We start from the raw sequence: 19,756 nt of genomic DNA, 5'->3' as shown, positions 1-19,756 counted from the left end.
ATGAATCCAGATTGACGCGATGCGCTTTAAGGCTGTGATCAGGGCACGATCAGCCCGCCGCGATAATCAAGCGCATAGGCCTTCTGGCCGCCGACCATGATGCATTCGTGGCCGCTGAACCGCTCGCAGCAGCCTTCGTTGCGATCGAGATAGCGGCCGAAAGGATGGTCGAATTCCATTCCGCCAAGAAATCGGCCCTCTCGATACATCGCCGAAAGTGCAGCCTTGATCACCGTCCCGGCTACTGTGCCGTCGATGAGCTTCGGCGCGATGACGCAGCCGAAATAATTCATCGCCCAGATGGGCTCGTCGGCAAGCCACACCACCTCCTGTCCGGCGAAATCGGTGCCGCCGAAATAGCTGTCGAGATAGCGCCAGTCGCCGCGTTCGTAACCGATATCGTGGGAGCTCGGCCGGCAGGGTACGCGCGCCACGCCGCCGCCGACATAGGTCGCAGCCTTCGCCTCCACGACGAATTCGTTCAGCATCGGAATATCGAACATCTCGTTCTCCTCTTCTCGGCTGGATGCTGGCAAATATGCTGCGAGGTGTAAAGAACAAAAGAGGAACAAAGATTTGAAATAAACGGGTCGCCTCGAGGAGGCTGGCCGTCTAGGCGCCATGACCGATCTGTGGCAGGCCAGAAGGGACAGCTGCCGCCCATATCATCGGGTACTGGCTCCCAGCGATTCGAAGGTGCGCATCCCGGCATTTTTCAAACACAAGAAAGAAGGAAAAGATTCCTGTTGACAACAGAACATACATGGAACAAATTGACAACATAACGAGTAAAGGAGAGCCCGATGACTGACATGATCCGTGATATCGCAGCATTCACCTCCATCGCAATGTTCGTTGCCAGCTTCTCGCTCATCGTCATGGCGCTCTAAAGTTTTCAGGGGACTGCATGGCAATCATGCGGCCCGGATGCGGGACTTCTTCTGGACATCATCGCCCTCTATGCCGACAATGCGTCCGATTCATTCGGGTGATTGGGAAGGCATGTCATGGCGGATACGGCAAAGGGTTCAACGGGTGAGGCGACCGGCGGCACGCCGGGCTTCATCCACCTGAGGGTCCATTCCGCCTATTCGCTCCTCGAGGGCGCACTGCCGCTGAAGAAGATCCTCTACAAGGCGACCGGCGACAGCCAGCCGGCGATTGCGATTACCGACACCAACAATCTGTTCGTCGCCCTCGAATTCTCCCAGAAGGCGATGGAGGATGGCCTGCAGCCGATCATCGGCTGCCAGGTCTCGATCGACATGGAAGACGGGTTGGAAACGGAAAAGCGCGGCGGCCAGCAGGCCCTGGTCAAGCTGCCGGCGATCGTTCTTCTCGCTGCGACGGATGCCGGTTACGAAAGGCTGGTCGATCTCGTCAGCCGCGCCTATCTCGGCGGCGAGAGCAATCAGGCCGTTCATATCAGTGCCTCCTGGCTGGAGGAGGCAGGCACGGAAGGGCTGATCGCATTGACCGGCGCCCTGACCGGGCCGGTCGACGTGGCGATCAAGGAAGGCCATCCGGCCCAGGCGGAAGCCCGGCTGCTGACGCTGAAGCGTCTCTTCGGCGACAGGCTCTATGTCGAGCTGCAGCGGCACGGCACTTACGACAAGCGGCACGAGCAGAAGATTGTCGGGCTCGCCTATGCCCACGACCTGCCGCTGGTTGCGACCAACGAGGCGTTCTTTCCGACACGCGACGACTACGACGCCCATGATGCGCTGATGGCGGTCGCGCACAACGCCATCGTCTCCGACGACAGCCGCTTCCGGCTGACGCCGGATCATTATCTGAAGAGCCGGGCCGAGATGGCCAAGCTCTTCGCCGACCTGCCGGAAGCGCTGGAAAATACGATCGAGATCGCGAGGCGCTGCTCCTTCGTGCTGAAGACGCGAAAGCCGATCCTGCCGCGCTTCACCGGTGCGACCGACGATGCCGAGGAGGCCGAGCGCGCCGAGGCGAGCGAGTTGCGTCGCCAGGCGGTCGAAGGGCTGGACATGCGGCTTTCGACGCTCGGCATGTCGCCGGGTTACGAGGAGAAGGATTATCGCGAGCGGCTGGAATTCGAGCTCAGCGTCATCGAGCGCATGCGTTTCCCCGGTTACTTTCTGATCGTTGCCGACTTCATCAAATGGGCCAAGCAGCATGACATTCCGGTCGGTCCCGGCCGCGGGTCGGGCGCCGGTTCGCTGGTCGCCTATGCATTGACGATCACCGACGTCGACCCACTGCGTTTTTCGCTGCTGTTCGAGCGCTTCCTCAATCCGGAACGTGTCTCGATGCCCGACTTCGACATCGACTTCTGCCAGGATCGCCGCGAAGAGGTGATCCGCTACGTCCAGGCCAAGTATGGCCGCGAGCAGGTGGCGCAGATCATCACCTTCGGTTCGCTGCAGGCGCGCGCCGCCCTTCGCGACGTCGGCCGCGTGTTGGAAATGCCCTATGGCCAGGTCGACAAGATCTGCAAACTGGTGCCGAACAATCCCGCCAATCCGACGCCGCTGTCCAAGGCGATCGAGGAGGAGCCGAAGCTGCAGGAGGAGGCGGCGAAAGAACCTGTTGTCGCGCGGCTGCTCGACATCGCCCAGAAGATCGAGGGGCTTTATCGCCATGCCTCGACACATGCCGCCGGCATCGTCATCGGCGACCGGCCGCTTTCCAAGCTGGTGCCGATGTATCGCGATCCGCGCTCGGACATGCCGGTCACCCAGTTCAACATGAAATGGGTGGAGCAGGCAGGCCTCGTCAAGTTCGACTTCCTCGGCCTGAAGACGCTGACCGTGCTGAAGGTCGCGGTCGATTTCGTCGCCAAGCTCGGCGTCAAGGTCGATCTCGCGGCCATTCCTCTCGACGACAAGAAGACCTACGAGATGCTGTCGCGCGGCGAGACGGTCGGCGTGTTCCAGGTGGAAAGTGCCGGCATGCGCAAGGCGCTGATCGGCATGAAGCCGGACTGCATCGAGGACATCATCGCGCTGGTGGCGCTCTATCGTCCCGGCCCGATGGAGAACATCCCGACCTACAATGCCCGCAAGCACGGCGACGAAGAGCTGGAATCGATCCATCCGATGATCGACCACCTGCTCAAGGAAACCCAGGGCGTCATCGTCTACCAGGAACAGGTGATGCAGATCGCCCAGGTGCTGTCCGGCTATTCGCTGGGCGAAGCCGACCTTCTGCGTCGCGCCATGGGTAAGAAGATCAAGGCCGAGATGGACCAGCAGCGCGAACGCTTTGTCGTTGGCGCCGTCAAGAATGGCGTATCGAAGCCGCAGGCCGACAATATCTTCGAACTGCTGGCGAAGTTCGCCAATTACGGCTTCAACAAGTCGCATGCCGCCGCCTATGCCATCGTCTCCTACCAGACGGCCTACATGAAGGCGCATTATCCGGTCGAATTCCTCGCCGCCTCGATGACGCTCGACATGTCCAACACGGAAAAGGTCAATGATTTCCGCCAGGATGCCAAGCGCCTCGGCATCGAGGTGATCGCGCCCTCGGTGCAGACTTCCTTCCGCCATTTCGAGACCGGCAACAACCGCATCTATTACGCGCTCGCCGCCCTCAAGGGCGTCGGCGAATCCGCCGTCGACCATATCGTCGAGGTGCGTGGCGACAAGCCCTTTGCCAGCATCGAGGATTTCTGCCTGCGCATCGATCCGCGTCAGGTCAATCGCCGCGTGCTCGAAAGCCTGATCTATGCCGGCGCCTTCGATTGTTTCGACATGGACCGCGCCCAGCTAGCTGCCGGCCTGGACCGCATTCTCGGTTATGCCCAGCGCGCCCAGGAGAACAAGCTGAGCGGCCAGTCGGACATTTTCGGCAGTACGTTGACGTCGGGGCCTGAGAAGATCTCCCTGCCGCCGTTCTCGCCCTGGCTCCCATCCGAGCGGCTGCTCAAGGAATTCCAGGTGCTGGGCTTCTATCTCACAGCCCACCCGCTCGATTCCTACAACAACATCCTGCAGAAGATGCGGGTGCAGACCTTTGCCGAGTTTTCCGCAGCCATCAAACAGGGGGCGGCCAATGCGCGCCTTGCCGGCACCGTCATCTCCAAGCAGGAGCGCAAGACTCGCACCGGCAACAAGATGGGCATCATCGTCTTTTCGGATTCTTCGGGCCAGTTCGAAGCGGTGCTGTTTTCGGAAATGCTGAACCAGTATCGCGACGTGTTGGAGTCAGGCAAATCCTTCGTGCTGACGGCGACGGGCGAGGAGCGGCCGGAGGGCATCGGCCTGCGCATCCAGACGATCCAGTCGCTGGAGGAAAAGTCGCTGCAGATGCAGAAGGCGCTGCGCGTCTATGTCCGCGATTCCGGACCGCTGAGAATGGTTGCCGGCCATTTGAACGCCAAGGGCGATGGCCTCGTTTCATTCATTGTCATCAAGGAGGAGGGCAAACGCGAGGTGGAAGTGGCGCTGCCGGAGAAATACCGCATCACGCCGGAGATCGCCGCCGCCCTTCGTGCGGCCCCCGGCGTCGTCGACGTCGAGCTTGTCTGATCAGCCTAAAGCGCGCCGCGACAATCCGGATTCATGCGACGCGCTTTAAGTCTTTGATTTGTGCATGTTTTTATCCCGAAACCGCTGCGCACTTTTGGGCGACACGCATCAGAGCATGATGCCGAAAAGTGTGAACGGTTTTCGGGCGACATCATGCTCCAACTATTTAGTGTTGAACAGGATTCAGATTTTAGGCCGACCCGGCTTAAAATCATCCTGTTCTAGCGTGATGGCCATCACCCGCGGGTGATTGTGATGAAATCCGTGCCTTCGCCGGTCTCCCGGCCGAGGCCGGTATCGGAGATTGTCAGCGTCGAGCCGGGCGCGATGAGGGCGTCGATCTTGCGGCGGGTCTCATCGGGGATGGCAATCCGGCTGAGCGAACGGGCGATCGGCTTGCCTGTGATGATCGAGCTTTCCTGATTGGTAATGCCGAGCCGCTTCATCGTCTCGCGAGACAGATTGTTCTCCAGCGTGATGCCGAGCCAGTCGGCCGTGCCGGCCCTTTCATCGACTGCATGCAGCGTGAAGAAATGTGTGCCGAGCGCCAATCCCGGATCGGTGATCGTCACCGGCGCTTCGAAGATCGGCTTGAAGGCCTGCCGCACCATGATGACGCCGTTCGGCGGCTCGCCCTTGCCAGCCGCGGCATAGACTTCTCTGAGGAGCGTGTCGGAGACCAGGCTCTTGTCGGCGGCAAATTCCGCCGGCCGCAGCGTCTTGAAAGCCTTGATCGCCTGCACGGTCGACGGACCGAGCAAGCCGTCCGGATTGCCGGCGGAAAAACCGAGCTGGTTGAGCAGGGCCTGGATGTCGATCACCGTCTCGCGCAGCGTTCGGCGCGTAATCAGCATGCTGATCGGCTCGGACGGCGGCTCGGGTTCGGGCGCCGCAATCGGCTGCGCTGCCGGCATCGGCATTGCAGCGGTATCGTTCATCGCCACCTGCACCGGCTTCTCGGGGCTGTCGGGCATTGAGGGCCGCAGTTCGACGTCCGAAAGCAGTGGCATCGCCGCCGGTGCATCCGGATGGAAAAGGGTCGGATGGTCGATCGGCTGCGGCACCAGTTCACCGTCGCTGATAATGACCGGGACACCGGGATCGGTCATCCCATAGAGCATTTTTGCGAAGGCGCCGGGCATGCGCACGCAGCCATGCGAGGCCGGATAACGCGGCACGGAATTGGATTCGTGCAGGGCGATGCCGGACCAGGTCAGCCTTTGCATAAACGGCATCGGGGCCGCCGAATAGAGATTGGATTCGTGGTATTTCTGCTTTTCCAGGACCGAGAAGATGCCGCTCGGCGTCGTGTGGCCGTCCTTGCCGGTCGAGACCTTCGAGGTCGCGACGACCTCGGTGCCGTCATAGACCGCAAGCGACTGCTTGTCCTTCGAGACGAAGATCTGCAGCGTGCGCGCAGCATCCGCGGCAAGAGCAGGGTGCACGAGTGCGGTGGCCGACAGCAAGCCGAGGCCGAAGACGAGACGCGAGAACATGATACCCAACCATACGCAATACTTGCCCGGCACATTATGGGACGAAGTTTAAGGAAGATTTTATAGGCCGCCTGGCTGACAGGCCTCACGCGTTAGAGCGCCGTGCGTCTTTTCTGACGCGCTAAGGACGCTCTATCACTTTGAATCTGCGCATAACCCCGAAAATCGATGCAGATTTTCGGGATTATGCGCTAGTGATCGCGCTTGCTGTTGCCGAACGTATAGCCGGTCTCGACCGTCCGCTTGCCGAACTTGTCGCGCAGCTTGTCCATCGCCGCTTCGGCCGCCGCTCGCCGGCCCGATTGCTGGTCGATCAGATCGGGCGGATCGGCGCGGGCGGCATCGCCGAGATCGGTGACGCCGATGCCGATCAGGCGGAACTTCGTACCGTCAGTCTCTTTTTCGAGAAGCTCGAGCCCGGTGCGGAAGATCTTGTCGGCAAGCTGGGTCGGGTTTTCGAGCCTGCGGTTGCGGGTGCGCGATTTGAAATCGGCGCTCTTCATCTTCAGAACCACGGTCTGGCCGGCAATGCCGTTTTTTTTCAGCCGCCAGGAGACCTTTTCGGAGAGGTTGCGCAGGATCGGCACCAGATCGTCATAACGTGAGATATCGTCGAAGAAAGTCGTCTCGGACGAGACGCTCTTGGCCGCATCGTTGAGATGCACTTCGCGGTCGTCTATGCCGCGCGACAGCCGGGCGAGCCGCTGACCGATGCTGCCGTAGCGGCGCATCAGGTCGTTCTCCTCCATCTGCTGCAATTGGCTGATGGTACGGATGCCGTCCGCCTCCAGCGTCGCCGCAAAGGCCTTGCCGACGCCCCAGATCGTGGTGACGGGACGCGGTGCCAGGAACTCGACCGCTTCCTCGCGGCCGATGACCGAAAAGCCGCGCGGCTTCTGCAGGTCGGAGGCGACCTTGGCGAGGAATTTGCAGTAGGAAAGCCCGACCGAAACGGTGATGCCGATCTCCCTTTCGATGCGACGAGCGAATTTGGCCAGCGTACGCGCCGGGGGATCGTGATGCAGCCTCTCGGTACCGCCGAGCTCCAGGAAGGCCTCGTCGATCGATAGCGGCTGCACCAGCGGCGTCAGATCCTGCATCATTGCGCGCACCTGGCGCCCGACACGGACATATTTCTCCATGTCGGGGCGGATGACGATCGCCTCAGGGCATGCCTCCAGCGCCTTGAACATCGGCATGGCCGAACGCACGCCGTGGATACGGGCGATATAGCAGGCAGTGGAAACCACACCACGTTTGCCGCCGCCGATGATGACAGGCTTGTCGGCAAGCTCCGGATTGTCGCGTTTCTCCACTGCTGCGTAGAAGGCGTCGCAATCGATATGTGCAAGCGTCAATGCGTAGAGTTCGCGATGGCGCACGAGACGGGGGCTGCCACAGGAAACGCAGCGGCGCGCCTCGCCCTTCTGCTCGGCAAGGCAGTCGCGACAGAAGCCGGGTGTCTTGTCAGGCGCGGGCGTCATGATGAGAACAAAGATTGAACGCCGGGACATTACGCCTTAAGCTTCCGAGTCTCAAGAGAGGGCGGGAGCTTTGCCTTTGGATAACGATCTTCGTTTCGAGCCGGTAACGCCAGAACGCTTGGACGATTTCGAAATCGTGTTCGGGCCGCAGGGTGCCTTCTATAATTGCTGGTGCGTGGCGCTGCGCCTGCCGCATGCGATAAGGACTGAGATGGCGGCCGACGAACGCAAGGCGCATATGCGGAGACGGATCAAGGCGGGTCCGCCGCCTGGCATCCTCTGTTATGCCGAGGGCGCGCCGGTCGCCTGGGTGCAGGTCGGGCCGCGCCACGACGTGCCGCAGTTCAATTCGCCGCGCACCGTCTCGCGGCCGCTGGAAGAGGGAGATGCGCAGGATCCATCAATCTGGGCCGTCAGTTGCTTCTTCCTGCTGCCCAAACTGCGCGGCAAGGGAATGAGCCACCGCCTGCTCGCCTGCGCGATCGACCATGCGCGGCGCCAGGGAGCACGGCTGCTCGAAGCCTGTCCGATCGATCATGTGAAGCAGTCGAAATCAGTGACGCTCTGCATCGGCTCGACGGCGATCTTCGATGCGGCCGGTTTCGAGACGGTAGCGCGGCGCAAGGACGGTCGTCCGCTCATGCGGCTGGAACTGCGCGCGTGAACGTGCCGGAAACAAAATGCGCCTCGATGAGCTCGGCCGCGTGCGTCCAGTCGGTGGCGCGGGTGATGTCGTCGGCCGCCGCTGGCGCGAAACGATGGACGGGCGAGTTAGGCATCAGGTGAATCAGCAAGCAATCGGCGACGTGTTCCCTAACGGAATGCAGATTGCGCGCCATATCATCAATGAAGACGACGGGAAGGGAGCGGCTGGCATGCAATGCGTGAACGATCGGCCCTTTGGGTTGTTCGGTGGCAAGCAGCGGAAAGAGCAGGCCCATCCTGTCCAGCAGCCGACGGCGCTGGTTCTGGAACCGCGGCTGCATGGCTGTCAGGAAAAGGATGTCGGCCTCTTCCGAAAGTCGGTCGAGCGTTTCGACCACGCGGTCGAGCGGCGTCTGCCACAGCTCTTGGGCCTCGAAGAATTCCTCGATCAGCCGGCTGACCTCATGATCTTCGATCTCCACGCCGTCGGCTTGCGAGACGATGTTGCCATGAAGCCGGAACGATCGCGGCAGAAACGTGTGGCCCCGGCTCTGAAGGAAAAGCTGGAAGGGACCGATGAACTGCAACACGACGTCGTCGACGTCACAGACGATCAACGGCCGCTTGCCGAGGCGGATGTGCGAGATATCGAATTCTTCGGAGGCCACGATCAGTATTCTCCGGAATCGAGGCCCGGCGAAGAGAAATGCTGCCAGGCGCCGGTCACCGTCTCCGGGCTTATGCCGCTCGCCGCGCAGAAGGCCATGGCTGTCGGTTCGTGGTTCATCAGAAAATCCATCAGGCCGGCGAGGAATCCGGGATCGTTGACGGCGTTGCGCACCTGGCCGGGCGCCACACCCGTCAGGGCGAGAAAGCGGCCGAACATTTCGGGATCATCGGCAAGCCAGCCGAGCACGGCGATCGCCGTCTCGTGCGGGTCGGCAGCCTGTTGTTTCGAAGTCTTGAAGTTGCTTTGCATTTCGCTGGGTAAGTTACCTTTTCTTCAACCAAATACCGGTAGCGTGCGCTATCGGTTTCACGGAGCTATTTGTCCGCATGTGCCTTTGTCATGGGACGAACCGCTGCGCGAACGGACGTAGGGACAGCTTGTCATGCCCAAACAGGTGATGATTGTAGAAGATAACGAGCTCAACATGAAGCTCTTTCGCGACCTCATCGAGGCGTCCGGCTATACGACGATCCAGACCAGAAACGGCATGGAGGCGCTCGATCTGGCGCGCAAGCATCGTCCCGACCTCATCCTGATGGATATTCAGCTTCCCGAGGTCTCCGGCCTCGAAGTTACGAAGTGGCTGAAGGAAGACGACGAGCTGCACGTGATTCCCGTCATCGCCGTGACGGCTTTCGCGATGAAGGGGGACGAGGAGCGGATCCGCCAAGGCGGCTGCGAGGCCTATGTTTCAAAGCCGATCTCGGTTCCGAAATTCATCGAGACGATCAAGACCTATCTGGGCGATGCCTGACGCATCGGAAAGACGCTTATGACTGCGCGAATACTGGTGGTTGACGATATTCCGGCCAACGTGAAGCTGCTCGAAGCGCGGCTGCTTGCGGAGTATTTCGACGTGATGACCGCAGCGGACGGCTACACGGCACTGGCGATCTGCGAGCGCAATCAAGTCGATCTCATTCTGCTCGACATCATGATGCCCGGCATAGACGGTTTCGAGGTCTGCGAGCGGCTGAAGGCCAGCCAGAAGACCGCCCATATTCCAGTCGTCATGGTCACCGCGCTCGACCAGCCGACCGATCGCGTACGCGGCCTGAAGGCCGGCGCTGACGATTTTCTCACCAAGCCGGTCAACGATCTGCAGCTGATCTCCCGGGTGAAGAGCCTGCTGCGGCTGAAGACGTTGAGCGATGAGCTGCGCATCCGCGCCGACACCGCCCACACGATGGGCATCGACGACCTCACGCGGGCAGGCGAGGGCCGCGCCGACGAGACCGCCCAGGTCCTGCTCGTCGACGGCCGCGCCAATTCGCAGGAGCGCATCATCAAGGCGCTGAAGCCCGTCGCCGACGTGCTTGCCCTCTCCGATCCGCAGGCCGCCCTCTTCGAGGCGGCCGAAAGCGCCTTCGATCTCGTCATCGTCAATGCCAACTTCGACGATTACGATCCGCTTCGCCTCTGCTCGCAGCTGCGTTCGCTGGAGCGCACGCGCTTTCTGCCGGTCCTGATCATCACTGAGCAAGGCGCTGACGACATGGTCGTGCGCGCGCTCGATCTCGGCGTCAACGACTACATCATCCGCCCGGTCGATCCCAACGAACTGGTCGCCCGTAGCCTGACGCAGATCCGCCGCAAGCGCTACAACGACCGGCTGCGCGCCAGCGTCAAGCAGACGATCGAGCTTGCCGTGACCGATCCGCTGACCGGCCTTTATAACCGGCGCTATCTCGACAATCACCTGAACGTGCTTTTCAACCGTTCTATGGCGCGGGGCCGGCCGCTTTCGGTGCTGATCACCGATATCGACCGCTTCAAGCATGTGAACGACACCTACGGCCATGACGGCGGCGATGAGGTGCTGCGGGAATTCGCAAATCGCGTCCGTTCGACCATCCGCGGTGCCGATCTCGCCTGCCGCTACGGTGGAGAGGAATTCGTTGTCGTGATGCCCGACACCTCGCCGGAAATTGCCGCCGCCGTCGCCGAGCGCCTGCGTGCGGCGATCGAAAACGCTCCCTTCATGCTGAAACACGCCGGAGAAGCGCTGAATGTCACTGCTTCCTTCGGCATCGCCTCGCGCATTACGTCGGTGCTGACACCGGACCAGCTGATGAAACAGGCGGATCTGGCCCTTTACGAGGCCAAAAATACCGGCCGCAACCGTGTGGTCGCCGCAGCCGCCTGACGAATCACTTGCCGCCATATGCGCCATTTGCGGGTTTTCCACTGCGGTAAGCGAATTGTTACCGATTTTTAATCTTCGCCTGTGCACTGCGGGGCGAAAAAATTGCTGCTCAATAGCCCAAAAATGGACTCGCCGCGTTGCCGCGGATGTGTTGCCGCGCGATAGTCTTGAGAGCGTCAGGCCGTAGCTCAAAATGAAATGAAGACTATAAAAGATGCCTGCCGCCGACAGGGTCAAATAGATTGCGGCGGCGTCACCTCACGTAAGGGGAGGGGTGGCGTAAGTTATTAAGTTATATTGTCGAATTTCTTGGAAAGAGCAGGTGCTACGCTTCGATCCAAAGCAGAGACGACAAATCTTTGTATGTCCCAAATCTGGACTTTTAACCATAGAATCAAGATGAGAAAATTCATCATTAAGAATTTGTTGATTTTCTTTCATTTTTGCGCAAATTATCGGCTCATAAGAGAAGCGCTCCCGTTGAGGAGTTGTCGATACCCCATGATGCTCAGGTCCGCCGCATCTCCTGGGTCGTGGGGTCGGTCGGCTAGTAGGCAAGTTATAGCGGTTCCTCGTGCCGTTTTGCATGCTGGCCGACCCCCTTTCAAGAAAACGCCGCCACTTCCCGACGTTGGAAGGGCGGCGTTTTGTCTGTTTGCGCTATCATCTTGAAAACCACAAAGCCGGACAATAAAAAACGCGCAACCCGAAAGCGCGCGCTTTTGTGAAATCCGTCAGGCCAAGTGGTTACTTGATCTTGGTTTCCTTGAACTCGACATGCTTCTTTGCAACCGGGTCGTACTTCGTCTTCGTCATCTTGTCCGTCATCGTGCGGCTGTTCTTCGTGGTGACGTAGAAGAAACCGGTGTCGGCTGTCGACAGCAGCTTGATCTTGATTGTTGTAGCCTTGGCCATGGTCGTCCTGCCTTTAAGAAAATGAAAGCCGTGGAAGCCGGATGGGCTCCACGGCAAATCCTGGCGCGAAACTACGAATCTCGCCCGAAAAGTCAAGCCCGTTTTCGAATGAACATCAGTCTGATGCCGGAAAGTAGGGCGTAAAGACCGAAGAAAGCGGCAATCGCCCAGGCAAACCCGTTATTTCCCGCGACATCGATCGCCGCGCCGATCGCCTGCGGCCCGGCCACGGTCCCCATCGCATAACAGAAGACAAAGGCAGCATTGGCCGCCGCAAGATCGGAGCCCGTCAGCCGCGAGCCGAGATGGCTGAGGCCGACCGTATAGAGGCCTGAGACGCAGCCGCCCCAGAAAAGCAGGAGCCCGGCCATCAGAAGCCAGTTGTCGAGCAGCAGCGGCAACATCATCGAGCCGATGAAGCCCATCAGCGCCATGCCGGCCAGAAGCGGCCGCTTGTCGGCGATGCGGTCGGAAAGCAGGCCGAGCGGGATCTGAAAGATGACGTTGCCGACGCCCATCATGGTGAGCAGCAGCGCGGCCTGCGATTCGGTGAAATGGGCGCGCACGGCAAAGATCGGGAAAAGCGACAGCCCGCCGGCTTCGACCGCGCCGAAGATGAAGACCGCCGCCGTCGCCGTCGGCACCAGGAATACGTAGCGCATGAAATGCAGCTCCGGTTTTTCCTCGAGCACCGGGCTCTCGTCGCGGGCGATGAAGATTGGGATGGCCGCAAGCAGGATGGCGGCGGCGCCGATCAGGAAGGGGAAGATGCCGTCGCTGCCGAGGACCGAAAAGAGCAGAGGTCCGGCTGCGAAGCCAAGGGAAAGCACCGTCGCATAGATGCCGAGCACGAAACCGCGCTTGGAAGGCGGCGAAGCGGCGTTGATCCAGAATTCCGAGAGGATGAACAGCGTCGTCGTCGCGCCATGGAAGGCGAAGCGCAGCGGAAACCACATCCAGAAATCCTGGGCGTAATAGAAACCGAGCGCGCTCAGCGCCGAAATCAGCACGGCCCAGAGCATTGTCGGCGCAACGCCGTATTTATGGGCGAGTTTGGTGGTGATCGGTGCGGCGGCCATCGCCGCGACCCCGGCCATCGCCGTGTTGAGCCCAATCAGGGTGGACGAGATGCCGCGTTTTTCGAGGATGATGCTGAGAAGCGGGAGACCGAGGCCGATTGCTATGCCAACGGCAGATATGGACGAGATGGCTGCCACCAGAGAAGGCCAATGGATTTCTTCGACATCGCCCGGTGTGCCGGTTCTCGGCTGAGACATTTATCCATCCTTAGAAAGCTGCGCGAACGAAACGGCCGATTCCCGTCAGATAGATAGACACAGACGTGCCAAATCCAGGTGATGGATGCCGCTTCGCAGTATTTCCGATGTGAGTGACCATCTGCGGAATGTAAAGCCCGTTCGGGCAAGAAATGCTTACCATGTCAGGTCTTGAGGATCTTCGGCTCTCGCATTCGGGTGGTGGTCGGTGGAGGGCTGGCACTACACGTTAAATATGTCTGGAAGGTGAAGGCGCTAATTCGGCCGGCCGGGGATGTCATAGTCGTCCGGACCGTCACTCTCGCCACCGAAGCCGTGCATGCGCAGCGCCCATTGCAGACCGATGACCCCGCCCTTGATCGGCTGAATCGAGGCAAGCGCGGTGATGACGGTGATCGGCGCCCAGATGGCGATATGCACCCAGACCGGCAGCACGAAGGTCATGTCGGTCAGCATATAGCCGCCGACCACGACGTGGCCGAGGACGAGGATGACGATATAAGGCGGCAGGTCGTCCGCGCGTTGGTGATGCATCGCCTCGCCGCAGACCGCGCAATGATCGACCGGTTTCAGGAAGGCGCGAAAGAGCTTGCCGTTGCCGCAGGCCGGGCAGCGATTCATCAACCCGCGCATGATGGAGCGCCCAAGCGGACGCTCGACCTCGGGCGCATCGCCGTAGCGGGCAACCGGATCGGTCGGTGTGCTCATCGCATGTTCCTCTTTCAGACCGAAAGCGTCGGATTCGTCTTGTGAACCACGTCCAACACCGGCGATCTTCGTTGTTGCAGCGTTTTGCCGAAAACCAGCGTCCGCTTTCGGCGCGATGCTTAGTGGCGTCCGCGTGGCGGCCTTGTTCCAGGTTTCTTGCGAACCTGGCCTCTGTCGCGGCGGCCCGCCTTGTGGAAGGAGCGCACTGCCGCAGGCATCTCGCGGCCCTCGCTGATCATCTCGAAACGCAACGCGCCGGCAAGCGGGATCGCTTCGGCAAGCTTCACGGTAACGCTATCGCCCAGGCGATAACCGAGCCCTGTTCGTTCACCCGAGAGTGCCTGATGCGCCTCGTCGTAAATGAAATAATCGGTGCCGAGCGTAGATATAGGGACGAAACCATCGGCGCCATAGTCTGGCAGGGCGACAAAAAGCCCCGATTTCGTCACGCCCGAGACCCGTCCGGCAAACTCCTCGCCGACGCGGCCGCTGAGGTGATGCGCGATCAGCCGGTCTACGGTCTCGCGCTCGGCTGCCATCGCCCGACGCTCGAAGGTCGAGATTTCGGCGGCGATATCGTCGAGCGCCGCCTCTTCGTCGGGTGTGATGCCGCCTTCGCCGAAACCGAGCGAGCCGACAAGCGCGCGGTGCACGATGAGATCGGCATAGCGGCGGATCGGCGAGGTGAAGTGGGCGTATTTCATCAAATTGAGGCCGAAATGGCCGATATTCTCAGGGCCGTAGATCGCCTGGCTCTGCGAACGCAGCACCATCTCGTTGACCATGGTCTGGTGCGGCGTGCCGTCCGCCTTCGCCAGGATGCCGTTGAAGTTGTTGGCGCGCATGTTGCCGCCCTTGGCAAGCGAGATGCCGAGCGTGGCCAGGAACTCACGCAGGATCTCCTGCTTGGCAAGCGTCGGGCCGTCATGAATGCGATAGATCAGCGGCTGCCGCTTCTTTTCCAGCGTCTCGGCGGCGCAGACATTCGCCTGGATCATCATCTCTTCGATCAGCTTGTGCGCGTCGAGCCGTGGCGGCACGACGACCCGGTCGACCGTACCGTCGGGCTTCAGCAGGATCTTGCGCTCCGGCATGTCGAGTTCGAGCGGCTGGCGCCGGTCGCGTCCGCGCTTCATCACCTCATAGGCGTGCCAGAGCGGCTTCAGGATTGGCTCGAGCATCGGTCCGGTCTGATCGTCCGGTTTGCCGTCGATCGCTGCCTGGGCCTGCTGGTAGGACAGCTTGGCCGCGCTCTTCATCATGATGCGATGGAAAGTGTGGCCGATCTTGCGGCCTTCGCCGGAAAAGCTCATGCGCACGGCGAGCGCCGGACGGTCGACGCCTTCCTTCAGCGAGCAGAGATCGTTGGAGATGCGCTCCGGCAGCATCGGCACGACGCGATCCGGGAAATAGACCGAGTTGCCGCGCTTCAGCGCCTCGCGGTCGAGCGGTGAATTGGGGCGGACATACCAGGAGACGTCGGCAATCGCGACAGTGACGATGACGCCGCCGGGATTGTCGGGCGAGGGGTCGAGCTCGGCATAGACGGCGTCGTCATGGTCCTTGGCATCGGCCGGGTCGATGGTGATCAGCGGCACGTCGCCCCAATCCTCGCGATGCGACATGCTGGCCGGTTTTGCGGCGTCCGCCTCAGCGATAACGGCCGGCGGGAAGACATGCGGGATGCCGTGCGCATGAATCGCGATCATCGAGATCGCCTTTTCCGAACCGACGGAACCGACGACGGAGAGAACCTTGGCGCGCGGAAGGCCGAAACGGCCGAGACGGGCGATTTCGACTTCGACCAGATCGCCGTCCGTGGCGCCGCCGGTGAAGTCGGGATCGATCACCATCTCCTCGCCGCGCCGTTCGATCGGCAGCAGACGGCCGCCGCCGCCCGGTGCCGTGCGGAAAACGCCCATCGATGCGCCGCGGCGCCTGTCGATCACCTTGATGATCCGCGCCGTATAGGCCGGCCCGCCACGATCGACAGCCGGGAAGATCTTCGCCAGAATGCGGTCGCCGAGCCCGGCGACGGGCGCCTTGCCCTTGCCCTGGCGGCCTGCGGGCGATTGCTGGCGGATGGCGACGGCGGGTGCTACGCCTTGGTCTTCCGGCCATTCCGCCGGCCGGCCGATCAGATCGCCATCCTTGTCGCGCGTGGTGATATCGAGAACCGTGACGGGCGGCAGCGCACCGGGACGGATCAGTGACTTGCGGTTCTTCTGCAGCATGCCTTCTTGCTCGAGCTCCTGCAGCATGTGCTTGAGCTCGACGCGGTTGTCGCCCTTCAGGCCGAAAGCCTTGGCGAGTTCGCGTTTGGACGCTTTCTGCGGGTGATCGGCGATGAAGCGCAAGATCACCTCGCGCGAAGGCAGCGCGCCGTGGACGATGTTCAGCGGCTCGACTGCGGGGGCATCCTTGCCGGCGCGGCCGATCTTGCCTGGACGCTTGCCCGCAGGGTTCGTTCTGTCGCGCGGTATCCTGCTCACGTCAGCTCTTTTTCGATTTCGCGGGCGCTTTCGCCTTCGTTGCCTTCGGCTTGGCGGCCGTCTTGGTGGCTTTGGCTTCCGCGGCTGCCGCCTTCGGCTTGGCTTTCGCCTTGGCCGCCTTGCCCACAGGTGCCTTGCCGGCCTTTTCGGCGATCAGCGCAAGCGCCTCCTCGACGGTGATCGCCTGCGGATCCTTGCCCTTCGGCAGTGTGGCGTTGACCTTGCCCCAGTTGACATAGGGGCCGTACTTGCCGTCGCGAACGGTGATGGCGCCGCCATCAGGATGATCACCGAGTGTCTTCAGCGCCGCCGGCGTGCCGCGCGCGCCCCGGCCCGGGGCCTGTTTTGCCTTTTCGGCGATAACAGTCACGGCGCGGTTGAGGCCGACGGAGAACACGTCCTCGACGGTTTCCAGATTGGCATAGGAACCGTCATGCAGGAGGAACGGCCCATAGCGGCCGATCCCGGACGAGATCATCTTGCCGGATTCTGGATGTTTGCCGATATCGCGCGGCAGCGAGATCAGCGCCATCGCCTTTTCATAGTCGATGTCCTCGGGCTTCCAACCCTTCGGCAGCGAAGCGCGTTTGGCTTCCTTGCCGTCGCCGCGCTGGATATAGGGGCCGAAGCGGCCGGAACGCAGCGTCAGCTCTTCGCCGGTGGTCGGATCGGTGCCGAGGTTCTTCGGCTCGTTAAGTGCTGCGCCGTCTGCGTCTCCGCTGTTTTCAGAAGAGAGCTGGCGGGTGTAGTTGCATTCCGGATAGTTCGAACAGCCGACGAAGGCGCCGTATTTGCCAAGCTTCAGCGACAGGTTACCGGTACCGCAGACTTGGCAGATTCTGGGATCGCTGCCGTCTTCCCGTTTCGGGAAGACGAGTGGTGCCAGCGCCTCGTTCAGTGAATCGAGCACATTGGTGACGCGCAGTTCTTTGGTGTCCTCGATCTGGGCGAAGAAATCCTTCCAGAAATCGCGCAGCACCTGCTTCCAGTTCAGCTCGCCGGCCGAAATCCGGTCGAGCTTTTCCTCGAGGTCGGCGGTGAAGTCGTATTCGACATATTTGGTGAAGAAGCTTTCGAGGAAAGCCGTTACCAGCCGGCCCTTTGCCTGCGGGATCAGCTTGCGTTTGTCGATCGTCACATAGTCGCGGTCGCGCAGCGTCGCGAGCGTCGCGGCATAGGTGGAGGGGCGGCCGATGCCGAGCTCTTCCATCTTCTTGATGAGCGAGGCTTCCGAATAACGCGGCGGCGGCTCGGTGAAATGCTGGGTCGAATTGATCTTCTGCTTGGCGAGCGTTTCGCGCGCAATGATCTCCGGCAGGCGGCCATCCTCGTCGCCGTCGTCGCTCTGCTCGCCATCCTCCTTCTGGTCGGTATAGGCGGCGATGAAGCCGTCGAAGCGGATCACGGAGCCGACGGCGCGAAGCCCGGCTTTCTCACCCTTGTTGTCGGCGGTGATTTCAGCCGTCGTGCGCTCGATCTCGGCCGACGCCATCTGGCTGGCGATACCGCGCTTCCAGATCAGCTCGTAGAGCCGGATCTGGTCGGCATCGAGGAATTTGCGCACACGGTCGGGTGAGCGGTAGAAATCGGTCGGACGGATCGCCTCGTGCGCCTCCTGGGCATTTTTCGCCTTGGTCGAGTAGAAGCGTGGCTTTTCCGGCATATAGCGTTCGCCGAACTGGTCAACGATGGCGCTGCGAGCCGCATCGATCGCCTCGGGTGCCATCTGAACGCCGTCGGTTCGCATGTAGGTGATGAGACCCACCGTCTCGCCGCCGATATCGACGCCCTCATAGAGCCTCTGGGCAATCTGCATGGTGCGCGAGGCGGAGAAGCCGAGATTGGAGGAGGCGGCCTGCTGCAGCGTCGAGGTCGTAAACGGCGGTCCGGGGTTGCGCTTGACCGGCTTCGCCTCGACCGTGTCGACGACATAGCTCGCACCTTCGAGCAAGGCCTTCAGCCGGCCGGCATCTTCGCCGTTGCCGATTGCGCGCGGCTGCAGCCGTTTACCGTTCGCCGAAACCAGCCTTGCCTCGAACTCGTCGCCGCGCGGCGTCTTCAGAAGCGCCGAGATGTTCCAGTACTCCTCGGAAATGAAGCGCTCGATCTCGGATTCGCGGTCGCAGACCAGGCGAAGCGCCACAGACTGAACGCGGCCGGCCGACCGCGCACCGGGCAGCTTGCGCCACAGCACTGGCGAAAGATTGAAGCCGACGAGATAATCGAGCGCGCGGCGCGCGAGATAGGCGTCGACCAGCGGCACGTCGATGTCGCGCGGATCGGCCATCGCGTCGAGCACCGCCTTCTTGGTGATCGCATTGAAGACGACGCGCTTGACCGGCTTGCCGTTCAGCACGCGCTTCTTGTTCAGCATGTCGAGAACGTGCCAGGAAATCGCTTCGCCTTCGCGATCCGGGTCGGTTGCGAGAAACAGGCCATCGGCGGATTTCACCGCGTCGGCAATGTCCTTCATCCGCTTGGCGGAGGCGCTATCGACCTCCCAAAGCATTTCGAAATCCTGATCGGGGAGGACAGAGCCATCCTTGGCAGGCAGATCGCGCACATGACCGAAGGAGGCGAGCACTTTGTATCCCGGACCCAGATACTTATTGATCGTCTTGGCCTTGGCAGGCGATTCCACCACTACAACATTCATGATGATTCTCTAAAAAGGAAGCGACGCCAGCGTTGAAACCAGCGCAACACATACCGCAACTTGGATATCGGCCCTCCGACATGGACAGGGAAATCGCCGCGGTCAAGGGGTTTGCTACAATTTTACCTCTTGCATCTGTTGCAGCCGAGGGGAGATTATCGGGAAAATACAATTTTAGATAGGTTATCAAAGGTTTTTCGATACAGGGTTCGGCAATTCGCGTAGCCGCCGCCTGATGTCGCGCAAGGTTCAATCGGAAAGCGAGACGAGGCCGCCCTGCTGCCGGTGCAGCCTGCCGGCAATATCAAGCTCCAGAAGGATCAGATAGACCGCGGATGCCGACAGGCCCGTATGGCGGATGACGTCGTCGATCTCGACCGGCGTCGGCCCGAGCGCATCGATGATGCGGTTTCGATCGGAATCGCCGGGTGGCACCGATATCGACTTGCCGTCACGCGCAGGCTCTTCCGCCATCGATGACGGGAACAGGTCGAATTGCGCAAGCGGCGCCAGGGCCTCAATGACATCGGCGGGTGCGGTGACGATCGAAGCACCGTCCTTCAGCAGGCCGTTGGTGCCATGGCAGCGCGGATCGAGCGGTGATCCGGGCACGGCAAACACCAGGCGGCCGAACTCGCCGGCAAGCCGTGCCGTGATCTGGTAGCCGGACCGCGTTGCCGCTTCGATGACGACGAGGCCGAG

The 19,756-nt window shown here is 61.2% G+C and carries 15 protein-coding genes; 4 read left to right on the top strand and 11 right to left on the bottom strand.

What is annotated here, in order from left to right; genetic code table 11:
- Positions 1-38 precede the first annotated feature (38 nt).
- Positions 39-503, bottom strand: coding sequence for a DUF5680 domain-containing protein (locus MOV76_RS18465; RefSeq protein WP_247265047.1), 465 nt, complete (start codon positions 501-503; stop codon positions 39-41).
- 504 nt (positions 504-1,007) lie between these two features.
- Between MOV76_RS18465 and dnaE the strand changes: the two genes are divergently transcribed.
- Positions 1,008-4,505, top strand: coding sequence for a DNA polymerase III subunit alpha (dnaE, locus tag MOV76_RS18460; protein WP_018447550.1), 3,498 nt, complete (start codon positions 1,008-1,010; stop codon positions 4,503-4,505).
- Between the two features lie 236 nt (positions 4,506-4,741).
- Here dnaE and MOV76_RS18455 read toward each other — a convergent pair whose 3' ends face one another.
- Positions 4,742-6,001, bottom strand: a complete 1,260-nt coding sequence (locus MOV76_RS18455) for a L,D-transpeptidase family protein (RefSeq protein WP_247265046.1) — start codon at positions 5,999-6,001, stop codon at positions 4,742-4,744.
- A gap of 191 nt (positions 6,002-6,192) precedes the next feature.
- Positions 6,193-7,485: a DNA polymerase IV gene (locus MOV76_RS18450; protein WP_247265054.1), complete on the bottom strand. Its 1,293-nt coding sequence runs from the start codon at positions 7,483-7,485 to the stop codon at positions 6,193-6,195.
- A 76-nt stretch (positions 7,486-7,561) separates the two neighbouring features.
- Here MOV76_RS18450 and MOV76_RS18445 point away from each other — a divergent pair, with 76 nt between their 5' ends.
- On the top strand, positions 7,562-8,149 hold the full coding sequence (locus tag MOV76_RS18445) for a GNAT family N-acetyltransferase (RefSeq protein WP_247265045.1): 588 nt from the start codon (positions 7,562-7,564) through the stop codon (positions 8,147-8,149).
- On the opposite strand, the gene MOV76_RS18440 is transcribed toward MOV76_RS18445, so the two are convergent.
- The gene (locus MOV76_RS18440; protein ID WP_247265044.1) at positions 8,124-8,798 is read right to left on the bottom strand and encodes a hypothetical protein; all 675 of its coding nucleotides are present in this window, start codon (positions 8,796-8,798) and stop codon (positions 8,124-8,126) included. The genes MOV76_RS18445 and MOV76_RS18440 overlap by 26 nt on opposite strands.
- 2 nt (positions 8,799-8,800) lie before the next feature.
- Positions 8,801-9,109, bottom strand: coding sequence for a DUF3572 domain-containing protein (locus MOV76_RS18435; protein WP_018241613.1), 309 nt, complete (start codon positions 9,107-9,109; stop codon positions 8,801-8,803).
- Between the two features lie 133 nt (positions 9,110-9,242).
- Between MOV76_RS18435 and MOV76_RS18430 the strand changes: the two genes are divergently transcribed.
- Complete coding sequence (locus tag MOV76_RS18430; protein ID WP_003547430.1) at positions 9,243-9,614, top strand: response regulator; 372 nt, start codon at positions 9,243-9,245, stop codon at positions 9,612-9,614.
- A gap of 18 nt (positions 9,615-9,632) precedes the next feature.
- Positions 9,633-11,006, top strand: a complete 1,374-nt coding sequence (locus MOV76_RS18425) for a PleD family two-component system response regulator (RefSeq protein ID WP_047622597.1) — start codon at positions 9,633-9,635, stop codon at positions 11,004-11,006.
- A 747-nt stretch (positions 11,007-11,753) separates the two neighbouring features.
- Here MOV76_RS18425 and rpmG read toward each other — a convergent pair.
- The 6 genes from rpmG to MOV76_RS18395 form a co-directional block, all read right to left on the bottom strand.
- Positions 11,754-11,921, bottom strand: coding sequence for a 50S ribosomal protein L33 (gene rpmG, locus MOV76_RS18420; protein ID WP_003547442.1), 168 nt, complete (start codon positions 11,919-11,921; stop codon positions 11,754-11,756).
- A 92-nt stretch (positions 11,922-12,013) separates the two neighbouring features.
- Positions 12,014-13,198, bottom strand: coding sequence for an MFS transporter (locus tag MOV76_RS18415; protein ID WP_018241615.1), 1,185 nt, complete (start codon positions 13,196-13,198; stop codon positions 12,014-12,016).
- A gap of 255 nt (positions 13,199-13,453) precedes the next feature.
- The gene (locus MOV76_RS18410) at positions 13,454-13,906 is read right to left on the bottom strand and encodes a DUF983 domain-containing protein (RefSeq protein WP_247265043.1); all 453 of its coding nucleotides are present in this window, start codon (positions 13,904-13,906) and stop codon (positions 13,454-13,456) included.
- 119 nt (positions 13,907-14,025) lie between these two features.
- Complete coding sequence (gene rnr, locus MOV76_RS18405) at positions 14,026-16,398, bottom strand: ribonuclease R (RefSeq protein ID WP_247265042.1); 2,373 nt, start codon at positions 16,396-16,398, stop codon at positions 14,026-14,028.
- 1 nt (position 16,399) lies between these two features.
- Positions 16,400-19,054, bottom strand: a complete 2,655-nt coding sequence (topA, locus tag MOV76_RS18400; protein ID WP_247265041.1) for a type I DNA topoisomerase — start codon at positions 19,052-19,054, stop codon at positions 16,400-16,402.
- A 249-nt stretch (positions 19,055-19,303) separates the two neighbouring features.
- The coding region (locus MOV76_RS18395; RefSeq protein WP_247265040.1) for a DNA-processing protein DprA at positions 19,304-19,756 on the bottom strand (453 nt) is incomplete at its 5' end.

This window comes from Rhizobium sp. PRIMUS64 (genome assembly GCF_023006465.1).
GTDB lineage: Bacteria > Pseudomonadota > Alphaproteobacteria > Rhizobiales > Rhizobiaceae > Rhizobium > Rhizobium leguminosarum.
The sequence above is the reverse complement of the archived record's forward strand: the minus strand, read 5'-3'. Positions and strand labels throughout refer to the sequence as shown.